This window comes from Bacillus cereus (assembly GCF_025917685.1).
GTDB lineage: Bacteria > Bacillota > Bacilli > Bacillales > Bacillaceae_G > Bacillus_A > Bacillus_A cereus_AT.
Window position 1 is genome coordinate 2432319 of the sequence record NZ_CP089518.1, and the last position, 25381, is coordinate 2457699.

Below are 25381 nucleotides of genomic sequence, written 5' to 3' on the forward strand. Positions count from 1 at the left end.
AAATGATGACGAAAGTATATGCATCGATGGCAGGAAATGTTTGGAAAATTGTTGTAGGAGTAGGAGATACAGTAGAGGAAGAGCAGGATGTCGTCATTTTAGAATCTATGAAAATGGAAATTCCAATCGTTTCAGAAGAAGCCGGAACTGTTATGAAAATCAACGTGCAAGAAGGCGACTTTGTAAACGAAGGAGATGTATTACTAGAAATTGAATAGGGAGATATAGGGGGAAGCGAATTGAAACTACCTAATTTTGCTGTCATTAAAGAAGTCGGGCCACGTGATGGTTTACAGAATGAAAAAAAGATTGTTGGCACAAAAGATAAAGTAAAATGGATTCAACTACTTACAGAAGCCGGATTATCGTACGTTGAAGTTTCCTCATTCGTTCACCCTAAATGGGTTCCTGCATTAGCAGATGCAAGTGATGTATTTTCTGAGCTAAAAAGGGATCCAAATGTTACATATGCAGCGCTTGTTCCAAATCAAAATGGTTTGGAACGAGCTTTTTTGCAAAATGTAGATGAGGTGAATGTTTTTTTATCAGCAAGTGAATCTCATAATAAAAGTAATATTAATAAATCAATTAAAGAAGCATTAGCTGTAATTGAAGATATAACAAAACAGGCAACATTTGAAGGGAAAAAGGTAAGAGGTTATGTTTCTACTGTATTTGGATGTCCTTATGAAGGAGATATAAGTACCACAGCAGTTGACGAAATATGTAATCAACTATTTTCATACGGTATTTATGAAATCTCTCTTGGTGACACGATTGGTGTAGCGAATCCATTACAAGTAGATCAAGTATTAGAATATTTATTAAAGAAGTATGATGCTTCACAGTTTGCCATGCATTTTCATAATACGTATGGAATGGCACTGGCAAATGTAGTTAAGTCTTTAGAACATGGTATTACAACGTTTGATAGTTCTTGTGGCGGGCTCGGAGGATGTCCTTATGCACCAGGAGCATCAGGTAATGTTGCTACTGATGACTTAGTTCATATGCTCCATAAGTTAGGTGTCCAAACGAATATTGATGAAGAGAAGTTATTAAGAGCTAGTCAATTTATTCAAAGTAAATTAAATATCCAATTACCGAGTCATGTGTATAGAGCGCTTCAACATAAAACGATAAGTAGGTGAGAAGATGCTACAATTACAAAACATTTCAGTTGATTATGTAACACCTCACGTTGTAAAGATTTCGTTAAATCGTGAAAGACAAGCAAACTCATTATCTTTAGCGTTATTAGAAGAGTTACAAAACATATTAACTCAAATAAGTGAAGAGTCAAATACTCGTGTAGTAATTCTAACAGGTGCTGGCGAAAAAGCGTTTTGTGCTGGTGCTGATTTAAAAGAACGCGCTGGCATGAGTGAAGAACAAGTTCGCCATGCTGTGGGTATGATTCGTTCTACTATGGAGATGGTGGAACAATTACCACAACCAGTTATAGCTGCTATTAATGGAATCGCACTAGGTGGAGGTACTGAATTAAGCTTAGCTTGTGACTTTAGAATTGCTTCTGACACTGCAAGTCTAGGTCTTACTGAAACTTCTCTGGCAATTATACCTGGAGCAGGTGGTACGCAGCGTTTACCGAGATTAATTGGAGTCGGTAGAGCGAAAGAATTAATTTATACAGGAAGACGTATTTCGGCGCAAGAAGCGAAAGAATATGGTTTAGTAGAGTTCGTAGTACCAGCTGATTTACTAGAAGAGAAAGCAATTGAAATTGCAGATCGAATTGCTAATAATGGTCCAATTGCTGTTCGATTAGCAAAAGAAGCAATTTCAAATGGTATTCAAGTAGATTTACATACCGGATTACAAATGGAAAAACAGGCGTATGAGGGCGTAATCCATACGAAAGATAGATTAGAAGGATTACAGGCATTCAAGGAAAAACGCAAACCAATGTATAAGGGGGAGTAAATATGTTAGATCAAAAACAACAATCTAATTCATTTGAAGAACGAGTTGAAACAATTAAGCAAGGCGGGGCACCGAAATATCATGAACAAAACAAAGCAAAAGGAAAACTCTTTGTTCGAGATCGTTTAGCTCTTTTATTTGATAATGGTGAATATGTGGAAGATGCACTATTTGCAAATTGTGAACAAACAGGATTACCAGCTGATGGAGTTGTAACTGCAACTGGTAAAATACATGGTCGTACTGCATGCGTAATGGCAAATGATTCGACTGTAAAGGCCGGGTCATGGGGAGCACGTACAGTTGAAAAGATTTTACGTATTCAAGAAACGGCTGAAAAGTTACGTGTGCCATTGTTTTATTTAGTTGATTCTGCTGGGGCACGTATTACAGATCAAGTTGAAATGTTCCCTGGACGCCGTGGTGCAGGAAGAATCTTTTATAATCAAGTGAAATTATCAGGTAAAGTTCCGCAAATTTGTTTATTATTTGGACCTTCAGCAGCTGGTGGCGCATATATTCCAGCATTTTGTGACGTTGTTATGATGGTGGAAGGAAATGCATCTATGTATTTAGGATCTCCTCGTATGGCTGAAATGGTTATTGGCGAAAAGGTAACTTTAGAAGAAATGGGCGGAGCTCGTATGCATTGCTCTGTATCAGGATGCGGAGACGTATTATGTAAGACAGAAGAAGATGCGATTACACAAGCAAGACAATACATTTCATATTTCCCAAGTAACTACCTAGAAAAGACTCCATTGACTACACCTCAAGAGCCGAAACAGTTCGATAAAACGTTAGAACAAATCATTCCAGAAAATCAAAATGCTCCTTTCAATATGAAAGATCTCATTAACAGAGTAATTGATGAAGGCTCTTTCTTTGAAGTGAAAAAATTATTTGCCCAAGAACTAATTACAGGTTTAGCTCGTATTGACGGTAAGCCAATTGGCATTATTGCAAATCAGCCGCGTATGAAGGGCGGCGTTTTATTCCATGATTCAGCTGATAAAGCAGCGAAGTTTATTAATTTATGCGATGCATATCATATCCCACTATTATTCCTTGCGGATGTGCCTGGATTTATGATTGGTACGAAAGTAGAACGTGCTGGTATTATTCGTCACGGTGCAAAAATGATCTCTGCAATGAGTGAAGCAACTGTACCGAAAATTTCTATCGTTGTTCGTAAAGCATACGGTGCTGGTTTATATGCAATGGCAGGTCCAGCATTTGAACCAGATTGCTGCTTAGCATTACCGACAGCTTCTATTGCAGTAATGGGTCCAGAAGCGGCGGTCAATGCTGTATATGCAAATAAGATTGCAGCTTTACCAGAAGAAGAGCGTGCAAGCTTCATTGCTGAAAAACGTGAAGAGTATAAGAAAGATATTGATATTTATCATTTAGCATCAGAGATGGTGATTGATGGTATTGTTCATCCAAACAATTTACGTGAAGAGTTAAAAGGGCGATTCGAAATGTATATGAGTAAATATCAAGTATTTACGGATCGTAAACATCCTGTATATCCAGTTTAAAAGCCCTATTAAGGGCTTTCTTGCTCAATAAGTCAAGGAGGGGAAAACATTGAAACAAGCAGTTTGGTTTCCAACAGAAGAATATAAAGAAAAAACGCGACTATTTAGTTGGATGAAATCATTAGGTTATGAAGATTACGAAGCTTTTTATAATAAATCAATTGAAGAAACAGCGTGGCTTTGGGGAGAAGCTGAGAAAGCAGTTGGTTATCAGTGGATGGAACCATATACAGAAGTGTTAGATTTAGAAAATGGTACACCGTTTGCACAATGGTATACTGGGGGCACTTGTAACGTTGTAGAATCAGCTTTATCTCGCTGGCTTGCAGACGATAGAACGAAAACACAAGCAGCACTCATGTATGAAGGGGAAAATGGAACTTCGAAATCATTTACATATGAAGAGCTTGACAGCTGGGTAAGCCGTGTTGCCAATGGTTTGAAACATGCTGGTATTGAAAAAGGTGATCGTGTAACAATTTACATGCCAATGATTCCTGAAACAGTTGTTGCTATGTTAGCAGTAATGAAAATTGGAGCGATTATTTCACCAATATTCTCAGGTTTTGCTGCTGATGCAGTAATGACACGTGTACAAGCAGCGGGTTCAAAAATGATTATTACCGCAGATGGTTTTTCACGCCGCGGGAAAATTGTTTCTTTAAAAGATGAAGTAGATAAAGCTTGTGAGCATTGCCCAACTGTTGAAAAAGTTGTAATTGTTCGTCATGCAGGAAATGATTTTACACCGCATAATTACGATTATTCATGGAGTACGTTAGAAAAAGAAAAACCATTTATACATGCTGAAGAAATGAACAGTGATGATCCATTAATGCTTATATATACATCAGGAACAACTGGTAAGCCGAAGGGGACAGTACACACACATGCTGGTTTTCCGCTAAAATCTGCATTTGATGCAGGATTTGGAATGAATATAAAACAAGGCGACCGTGTATTGTGGGTAACTGATATGGGCTGGATGATGGGACCATTTTTACTATTTGGCTCTCTTATTAATGGAGCAACGATGGTTATGTACGAAGGTGTTCCAGACTTCCCAGAGGCAGATCGTTTATGGGAGACAGTCGATAAATATGAAATTACGCATCTCGGTATATCGCCAACATTAATCCGTGCGTTAATGGCTAAAGGCGATGAATATGTAAATAAACATTCACTCAAGAGTTTAGAAGTATTCGCATCAACAGGAGAACCTTGGAATCCGGACCCTTGGATGTGGCTGTTTGAAACGGTTGGAAAAGGGAAAGTTCCAATCTGTAACTATTCAGGGGGAACTGAAATTTCAGGTGGGATTTTTGGGAACGTCCTAATTAAGCCGATTGCACCGATTAGTTTTAACGCATCTTTACCCGGAATGGCAGCGGTTGTACTTGATGGTCAAGGTAAACCGATTCGTGATGAAGTCGGAGAATTATGTTTAGAAAAACCTTGGGTAGGTATGACGAAAAGTTTCTGGGAAGATGATGAGCGTTATGTAAACACATACTGGTCACGATTTGAAAATAAATGGGTTCATGGTGACTGGGTCATTTATGACGGTGAGCAATATATTATTACAGGGCGTTCAGATGATACGTTAAACATTGCTGGAAAACGTATTGGGCCTGCTGAATATGAATCTATTCTTGTGAAACATAATAATGTAATAGAAGCAGCTGCAATTGGTGTACCTGACGATGTTAAAGGTGAGGTTTGTCATTGCTTTGTAGTATTACGAGATGGTGTAATATTTACAGCAGAATTAAAGAAAGAATTAATGAGTTTAGTAAATTCTCATATCGGAAAAGCATTATGTCCAAAAGATATCCACGTTGTAGAGGATTTACCAAAAACACGTAATTCTAAAGTAATGCGACGCGTCATTAAGGCTGCTTACTTAGGGAAAGAATTAGGAGACTTATCTTCACTTGTAAATCCTGAAGTGGTTCCGTATATTCAGGGGCTACAGTCTAGCAAACTATAAAATTACGAATGAGCTCTATGTAAATAGAGCTCATTTTTAATGTTTACTAAAAGATACAAGAGAAAAAGTAAATTTGAAGTTAAAAAATCTACTATTAGTGGTAAGTATGTCTGTTTGTTTTTAGTTTTTATCAAAATAGGATACTGCGGCAGTCTATTCAATGGAGTGATTGAATTTTGTTAAGAATGAAAATTTAGTGAAGAAAAAAGTAATGAATAAAAGGAGAAATCCCTGGGGGACAGGGATTCAATAAGGGAGATAACATTGTCGTTCAATGTCGAAATTTGGCGTATCCGACAAATTAATATTATCATGAATTTTCAGGAGATTGCGATAGTGGATGTGTCAAAAATGTGTACGGGTTTCATATAAAAATGTTATTTAAATAGGAAAAGGGAAAAGAATTAAGTTCACTCGTTCTTAAGATTTTCCCTTTTTAAATTTACTGTTTGCTCGTTGTTCTATATACTTCTGAAATTGGTAAATCTTCGCCATGTAAAGCTTGAGTACTGTCTTTTTTGTTTGAATTATGTGGCTCCGGAGATGTTTCTTGCATTTGCTCTTGGGCTTTACTAGGAGTATTCAGCGCATCCGATGACACATAATCAAGTTGTTGACTTAATAGATTTTTCTTATCCATGTTATGTAGCTCCTTTTTGAACTTAGATATAAAAACAATGTTTTTTTAAATAGTTACGTGGGTATTATGTATCTTTGAATGGACTTATATACATAAACTATATTGAGAATTTAACTAATAATAAAAAGTACTTGTGATGACAAGCTTAAGAAATATAAAGATCATTAGTCCTTATTAAAAGAGTTATTTTAGTAGGGTGTAGATTAAATAGGACCTGTTGTACGGAACAAGTCCTTTCAAAAAGGACAACGGATAATGAATGGGGGTTACTTGAACATTTCTATTAGTGGTAACTAGAGCCCATTCGTTGGATGCTACGAAATTTCATTTGAAAGGAACATCCCAATGATAAGATGAGCACTGTAAATCAGTGCTCATCTTATCAGAAATTGCTTAGTCCTTAAAAATAAAACCATTACGGACAATTCACAATGGTAATAGTGACGTTAGCCATTGTTCCAGGAGAATCAAGAAGTGAAGCAGTAACAGTTACTGTTCCAGGCCCATTAGCGGCTAGAAATACAGCGGTAAAGTTGCCTGAAGCATTGGTAATGACAGCAAGAGGAACCATGAAAGCAAGAGAAGGGTTACTAAATGAAAAACTGACCACTACTCCTGGAGTAGGATTACCGTTTACTAATACTTGCCCCGAAAAAAATAAAGTATTATTTCCTTGAGTGGATACACATGCTGTGGGGTCGTTAGAAGTTAAGGTAATAGATGCAGGCCCAGCAGGAAGATTAAATCCAGTTGGCCCAGTTGGCCCAGTTGGCCCAGTTGGTCCGGTAGGTCCGGTTGGCCCGGTTGGTCCGGTAGGTCCGGTTGGCCCAGTTGGTCCGGTTGGCCCAATTGGGCCAGTTGAACCGGTAGCTCCTGTAGAACCGGTGGGACCAGTAGGGAATTGAAAGGGTGGAACAGGTGGAAGTGTAGGTCCAATAGAACCCGGATTAAGTGCAGCAAAAGATAAAAACTCGTCCATTATATATCACCTCTAAAAATCGTATTACTAATAGTAAATGTAATGATAGAGCAAAGTGAAATGGACAAGCGGTTGTATTTTAATAAATTAAACAAAATAGTTATTTAATAGAAAGAGAGAGTAGTATGATTCCTTTAGAAATTAAATATAAAAAGGCGATTATCTTCAAATCGCCTTTTGGTAATGAAGTGTAATTTTATTCAGTTATTTGAAATATAGTTTCATTCGGTTTAGAAAATCCATACAGTTTCCTTGCGAATTTTAAAACTTCTTCTTCACTACCTGTTAAAACTTTAACATCATTTTTAAGGGTATGACCATCCTTCTTTAAAGTAGATAATTTTTGTTGCTCCGTATTAACCGTGATTTGTTTTTCTTTAATCATTTCTTGTTGGTTATTAAGAGAATATTGAAGGACAAAAATTATAGGTAATATAAAAGCTAAAGTAGTTATAATACGGCGTCTTGTTTTTTTATTATTACCTTGTTGGGTGTTAGGGTTCACTTGCTGTGAGGGTATCTTAGGATTTGATTGTTGTGATGATATTTTTGGGATGTTTCCCATTAAAATGCCTCCATTACTGATTGTAGAATTTAAACCGTTTAAAAGTATTATAAATGTTCAATAGGAATTTTAGAAGATATTTTATTAATATAGGTGAGTTTTGTAAAGTTTAAACAAAATCATTATTTAAATAAAAGAAACCCCGATTGTCTGCGGAGCTCCTAAGGGTAATCATCAAGTGATGACGTACTCGACTAATTAACGATATCATGAATTTTTTTGGTAAAAATACTGGTAAATTCGTCCAAATTAATAAGAGCATCATTTGAAATAAATACGCTATTTTTATAGGGAGGGGAATAATGATGATTCTATGGGACAAACGAGTAAACCTTGTATCAAGGTGATTATTTTATTACAGAGGGGACAATTTTAGAGGTTAGTGAAAGGGTGAATAAATTATTAGATTGGCTTCGGTGCATATTAGCTCCAAACTATGAAAAAGTGTACGGTAATAGTACATAGCGACCTCGGTTGATTCGGATAGACGATGATGAAGAATGATATAAAAATTTCATTTCGTAGAGAAATATGTTGATTAATGATGGGCATTGAATATGCTATGTTTGTATTAAAAAAGAGCAGGATTTAGCCTATATATAGGTGTTGGAATTGTTCTAAAGGGGATCTACATAATTGTATATCCCTGAACCCTCCAAGAAAACAGACTTTGAATTAAGGGTTTTATCTACACGTATAGCGCTCGCTATCATTGCGCCTTGGCCTTATGGATACTTATAGTAACGATATAAAATAATCCTTTTCTAATAAGAAATATACTAAAATATGAGAAAATGCTGTAATAATAATTATACATTTAGTCCTACTGGAAGAACCAGTGGACATCAAACTAAAAAGGGCGTTGTTATATTGCTCTGTAGTTTGGTGTCCGCTTTTTTATTAACAAAATAGATTAGTGGTGTTTTTATAAATGACGCAATTTCGTTTTTAGTATATAAAAAGAAGTTTTAGTACAAGTGTTTGTTTTTTTGTTTTTTTGCTTTCGTCTCGTACACTTTTAAGCTATTGGACATACCTTACTAATAGAAAGGATTAGGGGGTGAGGTTTTGGGTTCTCGATTTAATAATTGTAAAAAGAAGTGTACATGTAAACAGGATGATTGTTGGGAAATATTCGAAGAGTGTAAAAAAGAAAAGCATGAGAAATGTGATAATTCTTGTGTGCAAGGAATTAGAGATGAGCTTAAGAAATTAATTAATCAAACAGTTCAAATTAATACAGAGGGACGTACTTATGTAGGTACTGTTTCGTCTGTAAGTTGTGATGTTGTTAAGCTTGCAGCTATTCCTGGATCTGTTGGAGTAATTATCTCCATTTGCAAAATTGAAGCAATTTTCCCTCCTGTTACAACGGTTACCGCTGAGTTTGATTTTAATGGTGTTGACGTAGCAAACAAAGCATAATTATGCTGGTTTTTTGTAAAGCCATTCTTATGAATGGCTTTATTTTAATTTCGTATAAAAGGAGAATATATTCTTTATATAGAAATAGGTTTGAGGCTATAAAGAGTGATGTACGAAAGGAGAATGAGAGTGATTAAATTAGTGCCCTTTAAAAGATCTGATTTCAAACAATTAATAAATTGGATTAATTCCGAAGAATTTTTAATACAATGGTCGGGAAATGCATTTACATATCCTTTAAATGAACAGCAATTAGAAAAATATACAGAATGTGCAAACACACTGGCATTCAAAATAATAGATGAAGAGACTAAAGCAGTTATTGGTCATATTTCTCTTGGACAAATAGATAATATAAATAAGTCTGCTAGAATTGGAAAAGTGCTAGTTGGTAATACGAACATGAGAGGGCGTTCTATAGGGAAACATATGATGAAAGCCGTACTTCGTATTGCTTTTGATGAATTAAAACTACATAGAGTAACTCTTGGTGTTTATGACTTTAATAAGTCAGCTATTTCTTGTTACGAAAAAATAGGTTTTGTAAAAGAAGGTTTATTAAGAGAGTCAAAAAGAGTAGGAAAAACGTATTGGAATTTATGGAAAATGAGTATGTTAGAATATGAATGGAACAATAAATAATAGTATTTTATAATTATATTATGTTAACAAAAGGGGTTTGGTGGGAAGCGTGAATAAAAAAACTAAAATAATTTCAATTGCAGCTGTTTCAGGTGGAGGTAAAACTACTATTACAGAAAGTTTAACTCATGAGTTAACGAATTCTAAAGCGCTATATTTTGATAGTTATAAATTTGATAGCTGTCCTGCTGATATTTGTAAATGGATTGATGATGGAGCGAATTATGACGACTGGGTACTTACACCATTAATTCATGATATTCAGCATCTTATACGAGATAGTAAATTAGACTATATTATTGTAGATTATCCTTTTGCATACTTAAATAGAGAAATGGGACAATTCATTGATGTAACTATATTTATTGACACACCTTTAGATATTGCGATGGCTAGAAGAATTTTACGAGACTTTAAGGAAGATACTATGAGTGAAATACATAATGATTTGAAACATTACATGGCACATGCGAGAAAAGCTTATTTAGAGGCAATTCATACTGTTAAGCCGAATTCAGATATCGTATTGGATGGATCTTTTTCTGTAAATGAAATAATTGATCATATTGTAGAGGAACTTTGTCGAAGAGAAGTGATTGTCAATGGTTAAATGTATAGAGGAATATGTACAAGTTTATGACGTTAAAATATATACAAAAATATTCCAAGGAAAGAAACTGCAGCCTATTATTATAATGGAAGCAGGTTATGGTGATTATTCAAAGGCATGGGATCATATTGCTGAAGGGCTGACGGAATATGGGACGGTACTCACATATGATCGAGCTGGATTAGGAAAAAGTGGGAAGAGTTCTAAGCGACGTATTAGTTCTGAAATGGTAAAAGAATTAAGAGATTGCTTAAAGCAATTACAACTTAAGCCACCCTATATTTTTGTAGGACATTCCTTTGGGGGTATAAATATCCGTTTATTTACGACCTTTTATCCTGAAGATACGATGGGAGTAGTTTTAGTTGATTCGACACCAGAAAATTATAAAGAGGATTTTTTACCAATAATGTCTTCTGAATTTCAAGATGCATATTATAAGCAATTTATATATGAAAGCTCATACGAAGAGTTCATGTATAGTTTAGGTGAAGCAGGGAAACGTTGTAAGTCAATGAGTGATATTCCACTTGTCGTGTTAGCTGCTGGTAAAAAATCTTTTTATTCGCAAGCTGCACAACTGAAATGGTTACAATTACAAAGAGAATTATTACAATTATCAAGCAAAAATAAATTTATAATTGCAGAACATAGCGGTCACTATATTCAAAAGGATGATCCACATTATATCATAGATGCTATTAAGTGGATCATTGAGGTAAGGGAGAGATAAATGTGTACACTTTATTGCAATATAATTGGCAAGTAAGGGATGATTGGTTTAAGCGGTGTGAGCAACTTACTGAGGAAGAATTGCTTTGCAAACGTGTTGGAGGTGTTGGGAGTATTTTAGAAACACTTTTCCATATTGTAGATGTTGAGTATAGCTGGATTTGTGATTTGAAAGGAAAGGAAGTAGATGAGCCGCAATTTAAGGATTATCAATCAATCAAGAAACTGAAAGCGTTATCTGATTTGTATAACAAGGATTTAGAGAGATTTTTACAATCGTGGACAGAAGACTTAGAGAATAAAATATTAAAAGTTTCATGGATGGATAAAGAGTATAGGTATGGTGAAGTGTTACGACATGTTATTGCACATGAAATTCATCATATAGGTCAGCTATCAATATGGGCAAGAGAATTAAATCTTCAGCCCGTTTCAGCGAATTTAATTGGAAGAGGATTATAGATTTAGAAACCGACTTGCTAAATGCAAGTCGGTTTTTTATATAAAAGAGAACGGTTAGCTAAAGTCCTCGGATTTTTTCTGACGTAGATGTAAAAACATTAAGATCGTAATGATTAAAAAGATTATTACTGTTTGTATGATTAAATTTTTAAACTGAAGTAAAATGGTCCAAGATGTAATAGTGTCTTTGAAAGCTTGAAGTGCAGAATATGAGGTAGGTTCAAAACCGTATTGAAGTAACTTTTTTGTTTCGACAAAAGCCGTGTTTTCTTCATTGGTGTCTAATACTACAGAAATAAACCGTGTGTCTCCTTGTTTTGCTGTGCTAACAAAACTGTAATTACCGTTAGTTGACAAACTAGATTGCAAGCCATCAACACCTTTTAATTTAATGTTTTTATTAAGAGAATAAATCATTTTATTTGTGTTGAAAACTTGAACATCTTTGAAGGTAAATTGGTAAGAGGTTTGTTTAGTAATATTTAATACATCTGGATAGTCTTTTATTAATTGTGCAGCTATTTCGGCTGCGTCTATTGCTGTTGTAATTGATTGTCTATTCTTTTCACTATTTATTCCGGTTGAATTTAAAAATGGAGATTGTTGTGATAATTTTAGTTGTTTTGCTTTTTCATTCATTAACGATGTAAAATTATCTTCATTTCCAGCAATGTGTTCTGCAAGTGCAAGCGCAGAACGATTATTTCCGGTTAAAAGCAAAGCATGAAGTAAGTCACGAACGGTAGTGTTATCCTTTGATGTTACTTGGATCGGACTTGTTTCTGTTTGAAAAACTTCGTTTCTAATTTTCACAGATTCATCTAATTGTATTTTGCCATCATGAAGTTGTTCCATCACAATATATTCTGTCATTAATTTAGATAAAGCGGCCGACTGAATAGGAGTACGTTCATTTTTTTTATAAACAATTTCACCAGAATTAGTATCTATTAAAATAGCTGATTTAGCTCGAATAGTTGGACCATTTACATAAAGATAAAAATATAAAACGATAAGTGCAGTAATAAGAAAAGATAATAATAAAATTGTTATTTTTTTAAAAAATTGCATACGCGATCCTCCTACAATTACATCAATAATATTATTGTAAGAAGGAATGCTTAATTAGTAAGAAAGAAAAGGTAAAGAATTTCTAAAGAATTTTAAGGAATTCTTTAATTTTGGATTTTGATGGAAAATTAAAGGTTCAATTTCTTATTAAATAAGAAATTGAACCTAAAAATGTACCTTATGATCATTTATATGGAAGTAATTTCACAGTGAAAGTTGTCTTTTCATCATCACTATATACTTCAATTGTTCCTTTATGCAGTTCGACAATACTTTTTGCAATTGCTAATCCGAGACCAGATCCACCGGTGTTTGTCGATCGTGATTTCTCTACGCGATAAAAACGTTCAAAAACATGTGGTAAATCAGTACTTGGGATAGCTTGTCCGTAATTTGTTATATCAATTGCAATCGTATTATTGCTTTCGTAAGCTGTTATATCAATATGATTTCCATCATTTCCATAAGTAATAGCGTTTATGATTAGGTTTTCAAACACACGTACTAATTTATCCCCATCAGCGAGTACCATTAGCTTTTGAGATGGGAAAGAAGGACGACATTCAATATTAGCTTCTTGAAGCTGTATCCGAAATTGGACAGTTAATTGTCCAAGTAATTCTACAATATCAATAGGAACAGAATTTAAACTTAACTCTTTATTTTGGACACGTGTATATTCAAACAAATCATTCATTAATGCGTTAAGACGGGTTACTTTATCGTATATAACTTGTATATAATGACGCAATTCCACTTCATCTCTATAATTATCATGATGGATTAAATTCACATATCCAACTATAGATGTAAGAGGCGTTCGTAAGTCATGTGATACATTCGTAATTAGTTCGCTTTTTGCTTGTTCCGCCTGTCTTTCTTCATCAATTGATACTTTTAACTGTTCGACAATTTGATTAACGCCAGTTGCTAATTCTTCTAAATAATTATGCTGTACAATAGAAACTTTATGATTAAAGTTTCCATTCGCAATATATCGAATTTCTTCAATCATTTTTTTAATACAAGTTTCATAGTAAAGCTTTCTTTCATGACGATAAAAAATGTAAAGATAGGATGAGAAAATAGAAAATAAAAACAAATAAGAAACGATTATCATCCATAAAGATTCCTTTATCCCTCTATACTTTTCATAACCAAAAATTCGAATGAATTCTTTACCTAGTTCGCTTAGAGTAAGTGAACTCTCAATTACACTCGTTACGAGGCGAAATATAATTAATTCGGTAATCGGTGTAAGAGTGATAGCTAATAAAAGCCAAAAAATAAGCTTCCACTTTGGTATATCCTTTAATATATCAAATGCTTCATTTCTCAATTTTATATCCTACTCCCCAAACCGTATGAATTAGTTTTTCACCATTCATTACGGTTTCAAGTTTATCGCGTAAATTACTAATATGGACCATTACCGTTTTATTAGAACCATAACCGTCTTCATTCCAAACGCGTTCGAATATCTCTTCAGAGCTAAATACTCTTCCAGTATTACTCGCTAGTAAATATAAAATATCAAATTCGATAGAAGTGAGCTTAATATATTCACCATTTACTTTAACCGTATGATTATGTTTATGAATTTCAACTGTACGAATGCGAATAATACCATCTTCATTCTTTGGTGTGGCAGCGTTTTGGAAAGATGATCTACGTAATAATGCTTTCACTCTAGCAACTAATTCTAGTGGATTAAACGGTTTAATCATATAATCATCTGCACCGGTCATAAGTCCTAATATCTTATCCATATCTTCAGCTTTTGCACTAAGCATAAGGATAGGTACAGTATTATTTTCACGCACTTCTTGACAAACTTCTAATCCATTTCGTTTTGGCATCATAATATCCAAAATCATAAGGTCAACTTCATATGTAGATATCATTTGTAATGCTTCATCACCATCATAAGCTTTATAAATGTTATAACCTTCATTTCGCAAATAAACAGCGAGTAATTCTACAATATCTTTATCATCATCAATAATTAATATGTTTTTATTCATCATATAGTTCCTTTCCTTGCGAATCATCAACATTACTATAATATCAAACATTTATGTATTTTGTAGTAATGTTTCTACAAAAAATTTCACGTAACGTATTAAAAAGGAATTAACACAATTATAACGAATACAAAATAAGAAGGATATTTGAATTTTACGTTATGTTGAAAGTTAGTTATAAGGGGGACTTGCTATGTTATATAATGATATATATTCATTTACTCCAACTGGAAAAATAGAAAATGACATTAAAGCTTTTCTATTAAAATACAATAAAGAATTTACATATAAACATTCAATTCGTGTGGCAAATGAGGCAAGAAAAATTGCGGGAATATTTTATGAAGATGAAGAAAAAGCAGTGATTGCAGGATGTTTACATGATATTAGTGCAATCTTTCCGAACGAGGAGCGGATTGCAGTTGCTGAAAAATTTGGAATAGAAATATTACAAGAAGAACGAGAATTTCCAATGATTATTCATCAAAAATTATCGAGAGTAATTGCAAAAGAGATATTTAAAATAGAGGACGAAGAAGTTTTAAATGCTATCTGTTGCCACACTACTTTGCGTAAACATGCTACAAAAATGGATTTAGTACTATTTGTTGCTGATAAATTAGAATGGGATCAAATAGGGACACCTCCATATTTAATAAATGTTAAAAAAGCTTTAGGAAACTCTTTAGAACATGCTGCTTTTGTATATATTTCATATTTGTGGGAAAGAAAAGATACATTAAAAGTCATACACCCGTGGCTAGTAGAAGCATATTGGTATTTAAAAGAAATTGTAGAGTAGAAAGGGTATGAAAATGCAATTAAAAGAATATATGAATCAAACATTCCCAGGAGTTACATTAGTACCGTCCATATACTTTCAGTGGGAAAATCATCTTCATTTTGATTTTGGGAAAGATAAATATCAATTCAAAGAAGATGGTAACACGTATAATATGGAATATTTTACACAACTATATAGGTATAATAAAAGTCTATTTAAAGATATATTTTCAAAAGAAGATACCGTCTTTTTAGTCACAAATGTTTATCGATTTAAACAGGAAAATATAAAAAATTCGCAGAAAATAAATGTATACAATAGATTTATTAAAAAGAGGGATTTAAAGTTTCATATAAGACAAGAAACATTCCCTTTTCCATTTGAAGATGAAGAAGCTGACTTATATTGTACATATCAACTTTCTTTACAATGTTTTGCGGAAGATATTAAATATGAGCCGCTTATTCAAGCTGCTAATCATGAAGATTTCCCTGACCTACGCCCACGCCTAGGACGAAAAATAGAAATTTCATATCCAGATGTATTTTTTATAAATGTAACAAAGGATATAATCATGTTTATTTATGATGATAGAGGATGTGAAGTAATCGCGAAGAATAAAGAAATGATACGGGATTTATATGAGGAGTATAAAGAGTGGGTACCAGATTATGAACGAGAAAGTATAGATAGCTTATTTAAATGACAATAGGGGAAGTGAAGCGTGTAATGAAACGTATCGCCATCGTATCCGCATGGGAACCAGAACTTACGTATTTGCATCAACATTATCCAAGTGAGCGTGTAGAGAAGATAGCAGCTTGGGAATTTCATTTTCATTCTATTAATGAATTAGAAGTGATATCAGTTGTAACAGGTGTTGGTAAAGTAAGTTGTGCTAGTTGTGTGCAATTATTAATTAGTGAATTTCAGCCGGATGAGTTGTTTATGACAGGGATATGCGGAAGTTTATCAAATAAGGTGAAAAATGGCCACATTGTAGTGGCACTTAATGCAATACAACACGATGTTACTGCCGCTGGCTCAGGTGAGGATGTTTTTAATTTATACGATGGCAGAACAGCACCTATTGAAACAACAAAGTCAATTGTAAGAAAAATAAAAAAAATACGATCTTATGATCCAGTGCACTACGGTACGTTCTTATCTGGAGATCAACGTATTCGTAGTTCAGAAATGAGATATTTACTGCATACTGTATACGGAGCATTGGCGGTTGATCAAGAAGTAGCAGCTTTCGCTTACGTATGTCATATAAATAAAAAACCATTTTTATGTTTAAAAGCTGCTTCAGATCAAGCGAATGATAAAACGAAAGAAGAACAAAAGGTTTTTAAAATGCTAGCGTGTGAAAGAGCGTGTGAGCATCTAATTACTTTTTTACGTGTTTATGAGATTACTGTAGTAAATAGTAGATAGTTAGAGGGTTTTAATATTGGAAACTACAAATAAAATAGCAATTCTTGGTGCGAATGGTAAAGTTGGAAAATTCATCCTAAATCATGCGTTAGAAAAGGGATATCAAGTACGAATACTAACAAGGAATCCTAAAAATACGAAGATATCTAGTGAAAATATAGAGACTATCATTGGGAATGCTCGTGATTTTTCAGCTATAAAGGAATTACTTCAAGGGTGTAAAGCTGTAATTAATGCAGTAGGTCAGCCAAAAAATGAGCCTTATATTTTTAGTACAGTTACGAAGCATATTTTAAAAGTAATGAAGGAATATGAAATAAAACGTTATATTCTTATTTCTGGTGGCTCCTTAAATGTAAAAGGGGATCAGAAGGGAATGGTAAATAAAGTAGGGGCTAATTTGTTCCAATTATTTATTCCAAAGATGATGAGGGATAAATATAAAGAATTGGAAATTATACAAGGTAGTGATGTAGATTGGACAATTGTTAGATTACCATTTGTTATAGAGGGAAATGGTATTGAAAATATAAAAGAGAGTTTAGTAGATATGCCAGGAATGAAAATCCAAAATGGAGATATTGCACCGTTTGTTATAAAACAAATAAATAGTAAGACATATGTAGGGAAATGTCCATTTATTTCAAATTAAGGGGTGAAATAATATTGATTACGTATTATGGAGAACTTTGTACAAAGATATATGAAAGTGATAAATCAATTGCGAGTGGAAAAGAATTGGATTTTTATCTTTCTTTTGCCAAAGACAAAAACATGACAGTGTTAGAACCGATGTGTGGAAATGGTAGAATGCTAATTCCTTTTATACAAAATGGTGTGAATATAGAAGGATTCGACCTTTCAGAAGATATGCTTAAAGTGTGTAAAGAGAAAGCGGAAAAATTAAACTTAAAACCGGTTGTGTCACTAGGAAGAATAGAAGAATATCATAGTGATAAAAAATATGATCTTATTATGATTCCTATAGGTTCATTTTCACTGTTACCTGATAATTTAGTAGAAAATAGTCTTCAAAATATGAAAAAAAACTTAAAGGAAAATGGAAAATTGCTTCTAACAATTGTACAAGGTGGAAGTGAGACAGAACAAATTCTAGATTGGTTAGAGACAAATAGAAAAGAAATTAATAACGAATTAATTGTTGAGTATAGAAAAGTTTCATATGATAAGACGCAAAAACTTCTAAATATTATACTGAAATATGAAGTCATTCATGATGAGAGAATTGAAGAAACTGAGATTATGGATTTTCCTATAAGACTATATGATTTAAAAGAGTTTGAAAATATACTTATTGCTAATGGATTTAGTCAAATTGTTATTCATGAAATAAAAGATGGATATGGTGTAGGGAATTCATTTCATGTATTTGAATGCAGTTTATAACAAGTCAAAACGGAGGATTATACTTATATGATTCAATACAAAAGATGTAGTGAAGTAAGTATAGATTTAGTGTATAAAGCTTTTAAGGATGGATTTTCAGATTATATTATTAAAATGGATGTTTCAAAAGAAGATTTTATAAAAAGGTTTTTTGGGCCAGAAGGCAATTCGTTAGAACACTCCTTTCTTGCTTTAGACGGTGACAAATGTGTTGGTGTAATACTTGGTGGTATTAAGGTATATGAAAGTATAAAAACAATGCGCTGCGGAACATTAGCGGTTCATCCAGAGTTTCGCGGCATTGGTGTAAGTCAAAAGTTATTTGCGTTACATAAAGAAGAAGCAACACAAAATAAATGTAAGCAGCTTTTTCTTGAAGTTATTGTAGGAAACGATCGGGCGATTCATTTTTATAACAAATTAGGTTATGAAAAAGTATATAATCTTTCTTATTATAATTTAAATGATTTAACTGAAATAATGAATAAAGGTAATAAAAATATTGAGGTAAAACAATTAGAATTTCCAACATTTAAAGTTGAAATTCAAAAATGGTTAAACTTCCATATAAATTGGCAAAATGATATTGATTATATCGAAAAAACAAATCATACATTTTACGGTGCATATGTTGATAGCGATATAAAAGGTTCTGTATGTGTAAATGAACAAGGAAAAATTAGTTTTATTTTCATAGACAAAGATTATAGAAATATTGGCGTTGGGACGAAATTATTACAGGTAGCAAGTGAAGAATTAAAGTTATCAAGTTTATCAATTGGGTTTCCAAACAACAATTTACTGGAAGGTTTTTTAAAGAAATCTGGATTTGAAAAGAATTCTTTAGCGCAATATGAAATGTATTTATTGCTATAAAAAGCGGAAGGAATTATTCTTTTCGCTTTTTATTTTGTACTATAAACGTTTTTGCTGTATGTGGGGGGATAAGTAAAAACAACAGAAGTTTTGTTACCTCTCTTATTGAGTTAACTGACACTTTAGTTGAAAAAGGAAAATATATAGTAAACATTGAATATATTAATACATAAAAAGATTTATGAGGTGAAAGTGATGGCAATTAAGCAAGACGAAATTAAAGTAGTAGTCGGAGCTGGAGTATTTAATAATAATCCAGGTTGGGTTCAAACTCAAGAAGATGAACTTAATTTACTAGACAATACCACTTGGGAAGCAAGATTTGAATACAATTCCATTTCAGCTATTTTAGCTGAGCATGTATGGGAACATCTTACTTTTGAAGAAGGTGTAAAAGCAGCTGAAATTTGTTATAAATTTTTAAAGCCATCAGGTCATATTCGGTGCGGAGTCCCTGATGCATTTTTCCGAGATGAGACCTACCAAAATATAGTTCAAATAGGCGGACCTGGTCCGAAAGACCACCCAGCTGCAAGCCATAAAATCGTTCATAATTATAAAACATTAATGAAAATGTTTGAAATCGCTGGATTCGAGGTAGTTTTACTTGAATATTGTGATGAAAATGGTAAATTTCATTACAATGAATGGGATGCAAACGATGGTGTTATTTTCCGTTCGAAAAGGTATGATTCTAGAAATAGAGGCGATAAACTTGGTTTTCCATCGCTAATTGTTGATGCGATTAAAAGGTAAGTCATTCACCTAAAGTAGGTGTTAGTTCCATCAGTTCATTAGTCACAAGTGCATTTTTTTATTTGTGATGTAATTCTATGTTTAACAAGGAAGCAGACATATATAATAAGTTATTTTGAACATTACATAACTTGATTTGAATACTATATTAGCGCTTCTTAACACCATTTACCTTAAAGGAAATTGCTTTCAAATATTTAATGGGAAAATCATATAAAGTAAATAAATCTACGTTTTCTCAAGTTGAATTTTTTTGTAAAAATGTTGAGGTACGCCTATTGTAATAAACACATGGAGAGAATATATAATAAATCAGTCAATTAATGTTCAAGTTAACATTCCCACATTAAATTAATATTTCATTCCCATAGTGATTTCTTTTATACATAAATTCATGTAAAATAAAATAAGAACATACATTCTGCATAAGAGTAGGAGGCAATAAATATGTTAGCTCAAATAGAGAAACAAACTGATGGCTATATTATAAAATTTGAACGCCAATTTCCCAATACAATAGAGGAAGTTTGGTCTGTTTTAACTGAAAACAGCAAACTTAAAAAATGGATGTCTAATTTACAGATTGAAAACCTTAAAGCAGGTGGAATTATAAAGTTCGACATGATGGATGGTTCATTTTTAAATATTGATATTTTAGAGTGCCAACTAAATTCAGTACTTGAATTCACATGGGATAAAGATCGTGTCCGATTTGAAATACATAAAGAGGAAAATGGTTCTCTTTTACTTCTTAAAGAATACATTCATGAATTAACTGATCATACACCGAAAGATATAGCTGGTTGGCATATTTGTTTAGATCTTTTTTCTTCCGTTTTAGAAGGGGAAGAGAAAGAATTTTCTAAAAAAGAATGGAGAAAATGGTTCGAAAAATACAAGGATAAGATTCATGAAGTGAGAGGATAATTGTATAATAGGTAATATTTATTATGTAATTATTATACTATAAAAATGATTTTGTGGAAAAATAAGAATAGAGGTTAATATGAAAGTAAATCAACTAATTGCAAATAACATAAATAAACTTGATACTGTTGTTCCGTTTAATAAATCACTTGGTATTGCTGGTTTATCTGGATCTGGAAAAACAACTCTTTGTCAAACAATTGGTGAAGAATCAAAGAAGCGTCTAGTTTCCTTATTGCCAAAGGCTGAATATCAATATTTATTTCCTAATATTATGGAAACTAATTTTAGCGCAATTAAAATGGAAGAAATGCCTTTAGTACTTTTTTTAGGGAAATCATCAATTTCTTCCAATCCGCGTTCGACGATTGGTACTCATACAGGTGTTTTTAAAGAGATTCGTGAAAAACTAGCGGAAGAATTTAATCTTTCTCCTGAAGTCTTTTCATTTAATAATCAATTAGGTTGGTGTGCTGGCTGTAAAGGGCGTGGTACTACTAAAAATATTGAGTGTAAAAAATGTAAGGGGAAACGTTATAGTGAAGAAGTTGAACAACGTACTATTGAGTTATTTGCTAAATCACATACAATCTCGGATATTAACGATTTAAGCGTTGAATCTATTCTTTTATTAGCAGAAGAATTAAATATTAGCGAAGCAAAACAACATATACTGCAAAATATAATTAATATGAACATTGGTTATTTAACATTAAATCGTATTATGGGTACGTTGTCAGGTGGAGAGTTAACACGACTTTATTTGGCTGAATTCATGGCGGTAAGTGAAAATGCTGTAATTATTATTGATGAGATTTCCGTGGGGCTTGATCACGAAACATTATTACAAATATTAGAAGAAATCAAAAAATTAGGGTGCAAAAATCAAGTTTGGCTCATTGATCATTCAGATACAGTACTGGATACAACGGATGAGAAAATGTTCTTCGGACCTGGTAGTGGAAAATATGGTGGGAAAATCGTAAAAAAATCACCAAGGCCAAAGCCAATACTATCGGAACGAAATTACGAAATGCCAACAGAATATTATACATTCCATGAATTATATTGTCGAAATATCCAAATGACTGAGTTTCAGATTCCTAAAAATAGACTTGTAACTGTTACAGGAGAGTCTGGATGCGGGAAATCTACACTTGTTAATGAATGTATCGCTAAAGATTTTCAAAAGCGATATCCAAAAGACAAACTTGTTATGGTAGGACAAGATCGAAACCAATCGATTACAAGTCGATCAACTGTAGCAACTTTCCTAGATATTAAAAAGAAACTGACAAAGTATAGTGAAGAAATTGATGATATTTTTGAGCGCTCAATTGAGGATATTATTGATGAAATTCCAAATGAAGATATTGCGTATAAACGCTTGAGCCTACTAATCAAATTAGGACTGGGCTATTTAACATTAGAACGAAAAACACAAACATTATCAACGGGTGAGTTTCAATGTGTTCATTTAGTTTCTGAGTTATTTGCAAAAACAAGAAACCCACATACATTATTTATTTTTGATGAACCTTCAAAAGGTTTATCACAAAATATTTTAAATCAATTTATAGATAGTGTTAGAGGGATATTGCAAGATGAATCAGTCTCTATCATTATGATTGAACATAATAGTTACATGTTAGAAAGCTCTGATTATATTGTCGATTTTGGAAAAAGACAGCTTAAATCTATAGAGCATCTTGATGTAGTAAGTCATGAGGATTATTATCGTCAAAAAAGCAGTGTGAATAATACTGAGCAAATATATATTTCTTCAACATTGAATCAACAAAATGGAATTAATTACTTAGAAGAAAATCATATTGATTATTTTAAAAATGCAGAAAACATCTATAAGGGTGGCATATTAAAAAGCTTATCATCAATGGCTCGTTTAATTTACGGTGAATACGAATCTGATACAATTGCACCTGTTGTTGCTATTGATCTCGAAAGACATTTGTATAGTCAATATAGTTTCTTATATGAAATTGGTGGATTGATCAATCATATTGTAGCTGCTCATCCGACTAATAAAGATACGAGAAGTTTTGATTTCTATTCCCAGGACAATCATTGCCCATCATGTTCGGGACGTCTTCAAATTGAAATTTTTGATAAAGAAATTACAATTCAAGATAAAAATGTTCCATTTTGGGATGGTCTATTCGATCCGGAAATCATGAAAGTATTAAAATTTTATCAATATGAAAAAATAGAATTTCTATTTGAAGAAATTAAAAATGAGCTTGGCCATGATTTGTCAAAGAGCTATAATGATATGTCTGAGGAAGAAAAGCATACATTTTGGTATGGCTATTTTGATAAGTCATTTTATGATAAGAAAGGCAAGACACGTAGAACATGGGTAGGATTTAATACAATTATTGGCGGATATATTGTTATCTCAAAAGCAGCTATTAAAGAAGAAATTAAGACGTCTAAAGAATTGATGACATGTCCAATTTGCGAGGGTACTGTATTAAATCACCATAAACCACTTAAATTTAGAGATACAGATATTCGTGAAATTATCAATCAGCCGCTTGATGAAATAATAAAAATTGTAGGAGATTTACCTGTACTCATCAAATTGAAATCTATCGTAGGTGACAATATGATTATGACAGAAGATGTCTCTTTACTGCCTAGGAAAACACAGGTCGCACTGAAAATGTTTGAATTAGAACAAGCAAGCTTTTCAAACTATGAAATGGTATTACAAAATGTTTTACCATTCTGGGGCGAAATTAAAGGTAATATCGAATCAATCAGCAATAATAATAAAGTGACTATTTGTGATTTCCAAAATATCAATGAAACAAGAAAAACTATCATAGATAAGTATTTCACAAATGGAAAATATAAAAAATTAACATATGTGTATGAAGCATTTGGTTATAAAAAATTAGTTACCCAAATTAATAAAATTAAAAAAAGTAACCCATGTCCATTCTGTAACGGAAAAAAAGTTATAACCGAAGATAATCTACATGATGGCGTGTTTAAATTAACAATTCCATGTATAACTTGTAATGCAACTGGTATTAATGATGAAGGGCTAAAAGAAATTGTTGAGGGCGTGGATGTACAAACATGGTTAACTGGAAAAGTTAGTGATGTTGTGGATGAAAGCTTACGAACTGAGGATGTTGCAGACATTCTAATATTTAATCGAATTCGTGAGTTGAATAAGCGAGAAATGATGGCAGTTTATGAATGTCTGGAGAAAAATAATTAAGTTAAGAAGAATAAAATAGTGGTCAGCTAGGGATTAAAAACTCATTTGCAATAATCTGCAAATGAGTTTTTATGTTGAAGAAAAGTTTCTTTAAACGTGTTAAGGTAGATAGATAATATAGCAAGAAAAATCTATTTGTAATACTAATATAAATTATTCTTAAATTATTAAATTTTAAACTGAAAGGTATTACAGGTTGGCATTTATGTTTAAGTTTTTTTAGTCTTTCTAAGATATAAATACATTTGTCTGTGAGAGTTAGTTTTAAATCGTTAATTATGATTATTTATTATGTAATTATTGATGTATAAAAATGTTTTTTGGAGATGATAATTTAGGTTATTTGGATAATACAAAAAGAATATGCTGCTTTTTTAGTGATTGTATAATTATCGGAATTTTTGAATTTAACAGAAATATATACTTGAATGAAGTATATATTTCTGTTAAATTTATCCTATGGATAGAACAAGTTTAATTAAAGGGAATTTAGAAATGTGTGTATTGTCTATTTTGTCTACAAAGAAAAGTTATGGTTATGAAATTATGAAAGAACTCGAAGTACATAATTTAAAATTGAAAGGAGTAGGAAGTATTTATCCCATTTTAACTAAACTGAAAAATCAAGAGTGGGTTAATACTTATCAAGAGGTGACGGATAGTGGTAAAGTTAGGATTTATTACGAAATTAATGAAAATGGAAAATTACGTCTTGAGAAGAAAGTTAATGAATGGTTAGAGTTGCAATCTGATATTAAAAAATTATTAAAGAGTGGTTTGAAAGGAGACCTTCTGAAATGAGGAATGAATTAAAAGAAAAAGAACAGCAATTTTTAACGGGCGTACTTAAGGAATTAAAGCAATATGATATAAGTTTAGAAGAAAGGGAAAATATTAAACAACAAATTTTAGAGCATATCCAAGAATGTCGTGAACATGGTGAGGAAAGTATAAATGACCTAGGAACGCCTCAATTATTTGTTCAAGACTTTTTGGAGATAAATGAAATTGATCTGCGAGTGAAAATGAAACAACTTCAAAATGTAAATAAAAAATCTAATACATTAATCATAATTGGCATATTCGTCGCATTTATTACGTACCTCATTTCACAAACTACACTTTCAATATTTTTAACTGAATCCCTTAATCCAACCAACAGTGAAAATAACTTTAATTTTAATCTTTTATATCGAATAGCAGAAAATCAATGGTGGAACTCTATATTAATAATGATTAGTTTAATGGTTTCTTTATTAATATCTATAATTTTAGTAATTTATAAAAAAAGAAAGTTATCCGAAGTACATTAA

At 32.5% G+C, this 25381-nt stretch carries 28 protein-coding genes and 1 pseudogene; 23 read left to right on the forward strand and 6 right to left on the reverse strand.

Annotated features, from left to right (window positions below; genetic code table 11):
- Window positions 1–2: 2 nt before the first annotated feature.
- The 5 genes from LUS72_RS12545 to LUS72_RS12565 are packed head-to-tail and all read left to right on the forward strand — an operon-like array spanning window position 3 to window position 5478.
- The gene (locus LUS72_RS12545) at window positions 3–218 is read left to right on the forward strand and encodes an acetyl-CoA carboxylase biotin carboxyl carrier protein subunit (RefSeq protein ID WP_001985297.1); all 216 of its coding nucleotides are present in this window, start codon (window positions 3–5) and stop codon (window positions 216–218) included.
- A 21-nt stretch (window positions 219–239) separates the two neighbouring features.
- Complete coding sequence (gene mvaB, locus LUS72_RS12550) at window positions 240–1151, forward strand: hydroxymethylglutaryl-CoA lyase (protein ID WP_097829189.1); 912 nt, start codon at window positions 240–242, stop codon at window positions 1149–1151.
- 4 nt (window positions 1152–1155) lie between these two features.
- Window positions 1156–1944 carry an enoyl-CoA hydratase gene (locus tag LUS72_RS12555; RefSeq protein WP_097829190.1) on the forward strand — a complete coding sequence of 263 codons (789 nt, stop codon included), beginning with the start codon at window positions 1156–1158 and terminating at the stop codon, window positions 1942–1944.
- A 2-nt stretch (window positions 1945–1946) separates the two neighbouring features.
- On the forward strand, window positions 1947–3488 hold the full coding sequence (locus LUS72_RS12560; protein WP_097829191.1) for an acyl-CoA carboxylase subunit beta: 1542 nt from the start codon (window positions 1947–1949) through the stop codon (window positions 3486–3488).
- Window positions 3489–3537: 49 nt separating this feature from the next.
- Window positions 3538–5478: an AMP-binding protein gene (locus LUS72_RS12565; RefSeq protein ID WP_097829192.1), complete on the forward strand. Its 1941-nt coding sequence runs from the start codon at window positions 3538–3540 to the stop codon at window positions 5476–5478.
- A gap of 442 nt (window positions 5479–5920) precedes the next feature.
- On the opposite strand, the gene LUS72_RS12570 is transcribed toward LUS72_RS12565, so the two are convergent.
- Complete coding sequence (locus LUS72_RS12570) at window positions 5921–6118, reverse strand: hypothetical protein (protein ID WP_097829193.1); 198 nt, start codon at window positions 6116–6118, stop codon at window positions 5921–5923.
- Window positions 6119–6549: 431 nt separating this feature from the next.
- Between LUS72_RS12570 and LUS72_RS12575 the strand changes: the two genes are divergently transcribed.
- Together LUS72_RS12575 and LUS72_RS12580 are read left to right on the forward strand one after the other, a co-directional pair.
- Window positions 6550–6795 carry a hypothetical protein gene (locus tag LUS72_RS12575; protein WP_000237381.1) on the forward strand — a complete coding sequence of 82 codons (246 nt, stop codon included), beginning with the start codon at window positions 6550–6552 and terminating at the stop codon, window positions 6793–6795.
- 15 nt (window positions 6796–6810) lie between these two features.
- The gene (locus LUS72_RS12580) at window positions 6811–7023 is read left to right on the forward strand and encodes a hypothetical protein (RefSeq protein ID WP_257127361.1); all 213 of its coding nucleotides are present in this window, start codon (window positions 6811–6813) and stop codon (window positions 7021–7023) included.
- Between the two features lie 17 nt (window positions 7024–7040).
- Here the strand turns inward: LUS72_RS12580 and LUS72_RS27265 are convergent.
- Window positions 7041–7097 (reverse strand): annotated as a pseudogene (locus LUS72_RS27265) (exosporium leader peptide-containing protein); the annotation flags it as partial.
- A 196-nt stretch (window positions 7098–7293) separates the two neighbouring features.
- Entirely contained in the window at window positions 7294–7662 is a 369-nt protein-coding gene (locus tag LUS72_RS12585) for an FtsB family cell division protein (RefSeq protein ID WP_097829195.1), read from the reverse strand.
- Between the two features lie 1068 nt (window positions 7663–8730).
- Here LUS72_RS12585 and LUS72_RS12590 point away from each other — a divergent pair.
- The 5 genes from LUS72_RS12590 (at window position 8731) to LUS72_RS12610 (ending at window position 11533) form a co-directional block, all read left to right on the forward strand.
- Entirely contained in the window at window positions 8731–9087 is a 357-nt protein-coding gene (locus tag LUS72_RS12590; RefSeq protein ID WP_002136449.1) for a hypothetical protein, read from the forward strand.
- Between the two features lie 129 nt (window positions 9088–9216).
- A complete protein-coding gene (locus LUS72_RS12595) occupies window positions 9217–9729 on the forward strand; it encodes a GNAT family N-acetyltransferase (RefSeq protein ID WP_141533604.1) in 513 nt (170 codons plus the stop codon).
- Window positions 9730–9778: 49 nt separating this feature from the next.
- Window positions 9779–10339, forward strand: coding sequence for a nucleoside/nucleotide kinase family protein (locus LUS72_RS12600; protein WP_097829485.1), 561 nt, complete (start codon window positions 9779–9781; stop codon window positions 10337–10339).
- Window positions 10332–11072, forward strand: coding sequence for an alpha/beta fold hydrolase (locus LUS72_RS12605; protein WP_097829197.1), 741 nt, complete (start codon window positions 10332–10334; stop codon window positions 11070–11072). The genes LUS72_RS12600 and LUS72_RS12605 overlap by 8 nt, the downstream gene beginning before the upstream one ends.
- Before the next feature lie 2 nt (window positions 11073–11074).
- Window positions 11075–11533, forward strand: a complete 459-nt coding sequence (locus LUS72_RS12610) for a DinB family protein (RefSeq protein ID WP_264449002.1) — start codon at window positions 11075–11077, stop codon at window positions 11531–11533.
- Between the two features lie 54 nt (window positions 11534–11587).
- Here LUS72_RS12610 and LUS72_RS12615 read toward each other — a convergent pair whose 3' ends face one another.
- The 3 genes from LUS72_RS12615 to LUS72_RS12625 all read right to left on the reverse strand — a co-directional run bounded on the left by LUS72_RS12615 (window position 11588) and on the right by LUS72_RS12625 (window position 14631).
- Window positions 11588–12604 (reverse strand): D-alanyl-D-alanine carboxypeptidase family protein, encoded by a 1017-nt coding sequence (locus LUS72_RS12615; RefSeq protein ID WP_097829199.1) that lies wholly within the window; start codon window positions 12602–12604, stop codon window positions 11588–11590.
- Window positions 12605–12788: 184 nt separating this feature from the next.
- Window positions 12789–13943 carry a sensor histidine kinase gene (locus tag LUS72_RS12620; protein WP_097829200.1) on the reverse strand — a complete coding sequence of 385 codons (1155 nt, stop codon included), beginning with the start codon at window positions 13941–13943 and terminating at the stop codon, window positions 12789–12791.
- Window positions 13933–14631 carry a response regulator transcription factor gene (locus LUS72_RS12625; RefSeq protein WP_000981333.1) on the reverse strand — a complete coding sequence of 233 codons (699 nt, stop codon included), beginning with the start codon at window positions 14629–14631 and terminating at the stop codon, window positions 13933–13935. Before LUS72_RS12625 ends, LUS72_RS12620 begins: the two co-directional genes overlap by 11 nt.
- A gap of 190 nt (window positions 14632–14821) precedes the next feature.
- Here LUS72_RS12625 and yqeK point away from each other — a divergent pair, with 190 nt between their 5' ends.
- From yqeK to LUS72_RS12680, 11 genes are all read left to right on the forward strand, one after another.
- Window positions 14822–15430 (forward strand): bis(5'-nucleosyl)-tetraphosphatase (symmetrical) YqeK, encoded by a 609-nt coding sequence (gene yqeK, locus LUS72_RS12630; RefSeq protein WP_097829201.1) that lies wholly within the window; start codon window positions 14822–14824, stop codon window positions 15428–15430.
- A gap of 13 nt (window positions 15431–15443) precedes the next feature.
- Window positions 15444–16118 carry a DUF3885 domain-containing protein gene (locus LUS72_RS12635; RefSeq protein WP_141533605.1) on the forward strand — a complete coding sequence of 225 codons (675 nt, stop codon included), beginning with the start codon at window positions 15444–15446 and terminating at the stop codon, window positions 16116–16118.
- Window positions 16115–16852, forward strand: coding sequence for a 5'-methylthioadenosine/S-adenosylhomocysteine nucleosidase (gene mtnN, locus LUS72_RS12640; protein WP_128854594.1), 738 nt, complete (start codon window positions 16115–16117; stop codon window positions 16850–16852). Before LUS72_RS12635 ends, mtnN begins: the two co-directional genes overlap by 4 nt.
- A 16-nt stretch (window positions 16853–16868) precedes the next feature.
- On the forward strand, window positions 16869–17504 hold the full coding sequence (locus LUS72_RS12645) for an SDR family oxidoreductase (RefSeq protein ID WP_097829202.1): 636 nt from the start codon (window positions 16869–16871) through the stop codon (window positions 17502–17504).
- 14 nt (window positions 17505–17518) lie between these two features.
- Window positions 17519–18259, forward strand: coding sequence for a class I SAM-dependent methyltransferase (locus tag LUS72_RS12650; RefSeq protein WP_097829203.1), 741 nt, complete (start codon window positions 17519–17521; stop codon window positions 18257–18259).
- Window positions 18260–18286: 27 nt separating this feature from the next.
- The gene (locus tag LUS72_RS12655) at window positions 18287–19135 is read left to right on the forward strand and encodes a GNAT family N-acetyltransferase (RefSeq protein ID WP_097829204.1); all 849 of its coding nucleotides are present in this window, start codon (window positions 18287–18289) and stop codon (window positions 19133–19135) included.
- Window positions 19136–19330: 195 nt separating this feature from the next.
- Complete coding sequence (locus LUS72_RS12660; RefSeq protein ID WP_264449003.1) at window positions 19331–19891, forward strand: class I SAM-dependent methyltransferase; 561 nt, start codon at window positions 19331–19333, stop codon at window positions 19889–19891.
- 447 nt (window positions 19892–20338) lie between these two features.
- Window positions 20339–20818: an SRPBCC family protein gene (locus LUS72_RS12665; protein WP_097829206.1), complete on the forward strand. Its 480-nt coding sequence runs from the start codon at window positions 20339–20341 to the stop codon at window positions 20816–20818.
- A gap of 79 nt (window positions 20819–20897) precedes the next feature.
- Window positions 20898–24068 carry an ATP-binding cassette domain-containing protein gene (locus tag LUS72_RS12670; protein WP_097829207.1) on the forward strand — a complete coding sequence of 1057 codons (3171 nt, stop codon included), beginning with the start codon at window positions 20898–20900 and terminating at the stop codon, window positions 24066–24068.
- Window positions 24069–24527: 459 nt separating this feature from the next.
- Entirely contained in the window at window positions 24528–24869 is a 342-nt protein-coding gene (locus tag LUS72_RS12675; protein WP_097829208.1) for a PadR family transcriptional regulator, read from the forward strand.
- On the forward strand, window positions 24866–25381 hold the full coding sequence (locus tag LUS72_RS12680) for a DUF1129 domain-containing protein (RefSeq protein WP_097829209.1): 516 nt from the start codon (window positions 24866–24868) through the stop codon (window positions 25379–25381). Before LUS72_RS12675 ends, LUS72_RS12680 begins: the two co-directional genes overlap by 4 nt.

Excerpts from the sequence above, each read along its gene's own strand:
- LUS72_RS12545 (WP_001985297.1), top strand. The coding sequence starts at position 3 with ATGATGACGAAAGTATATGCATCGATGGCAGGAAATGTTTGGAAAATT.
- LUS72_RS12555 (WP_097829190.1), top strand. The coding sequence starts at position 1,156 with ATGCTACAATTACAAAACATTTCAGTTGATTATGTAACACCTCACGTT.
- LUS72_RS12560 (WP_097829191.1), top strand. The coding sequence starts at position 1,947 with ATGTTAGATCAAAAACAACAATCTAATTCATTTGAAGAACGAGTTGAA.
- LUS72_RS12570 (WP_097829193.1), bottom strand. The coding sequence starts at position 6,118 with ATGGATAAGAAAAATCTATTAAGTCAACAACTTGATTATGTGTCATCG.
- LUS72_RS12575 (WP_000237381.1), top strand. The coding sequence starts at position 6,550 with ATGGTAATAGTGACGTTAGCCATTGTTCCAGGAGAATCAAGAAGTGAA.
- LUS72_RS12585 (WP_097829195.1), bottom strand. The coding sequence starts at position 7,662 with ATGGGAAACATCCCAAAAATATCATCACAACAATCAAATCCTAAGATA.
- LUS72_RS12605 (WP_097829197.1), top strand. The coding sequence starts at position 10,332 with ATGGTTAAATGTATAGAGGAATATGTACAAGTTTATGACGTTAAAATA.
- LUS72_RS12615 (WP_097829199.1), bottom strand. The coding sequence starts at position 12,604 with ATGCAATTTTTTAAAAAAATAACAATTTTATTATTATCTTTTCTTATT.
- LUS72_RS12625 (WP_000981333.1), bottom strand. The coding sequence starts at position 14,631 with ATGATGAATAAAAACATATTAATTATTGATGATGATAAAGATATTGTA.
- yqeK (WP_097829201.1), top strand. The coding sequence starts at position 14,822 with ATGTTATATAATGATATATATTCATTTACTCCAACTGGAAAAATAGAA.
- LUS72_RS12635 (WP_141533605.1), top strand. The coding sequence starts at position 15,444 with ATGCAATTAAAAGAATATATGAATCAAACATTCCCAGGAGTTACATTA.
- mtnN (WP_128854594.1), top strand. The coding sequence starts at position 16,115 with ATGACAATAGGGGAAGTGAAGCGTGTAATGAAACGTATCGCCATCGTA.
- LUS72_RS12655 (WP_097829204.1), top strand. The coding sequence starts at position 18,287 with ATGATTCAATACAAAAGATGTAGTGAAGTAAGTATAGATTTAGTGTAT.
- LUS72_RS12660 (WP_264449003.1), top strand. The coding sequence starts at position 19,331 with ATGGCAATTAAGCAAGACGAAATTAAAGTAGTAGTCGGAGCTGGAGTA.
- LUS72_RS12665 (WP_097829206.1), top strand. The coding sequence starts at position 20,339 with ATGTTAGCTCAAATAGAGAAACAAACTGATGGCTATATTATAAAATTT.
- LUS72_RS12670 (WP_097829207.1), top strand. The coding sequence starts at position 20,898 with ATGAAAGTAAATCAACTAATTGCAAATAACATAAATAAACTTGATACT.
- LUS72_RS12675 (WP_097829208.1), top strand. The coding sequence starts at position 24,528 with ATGGATAGAACAAGTTTAATTAAAGGGAATTTAGAAATGTGTGTATTG.
- LUS72_RS12680 (WP_097829209.1), top strand. The coding sequence starts at position 24,866 with ATGAGGAATGAATTAAAAGAAAAAGAACAGCAATTTTTAACGGGCGTA.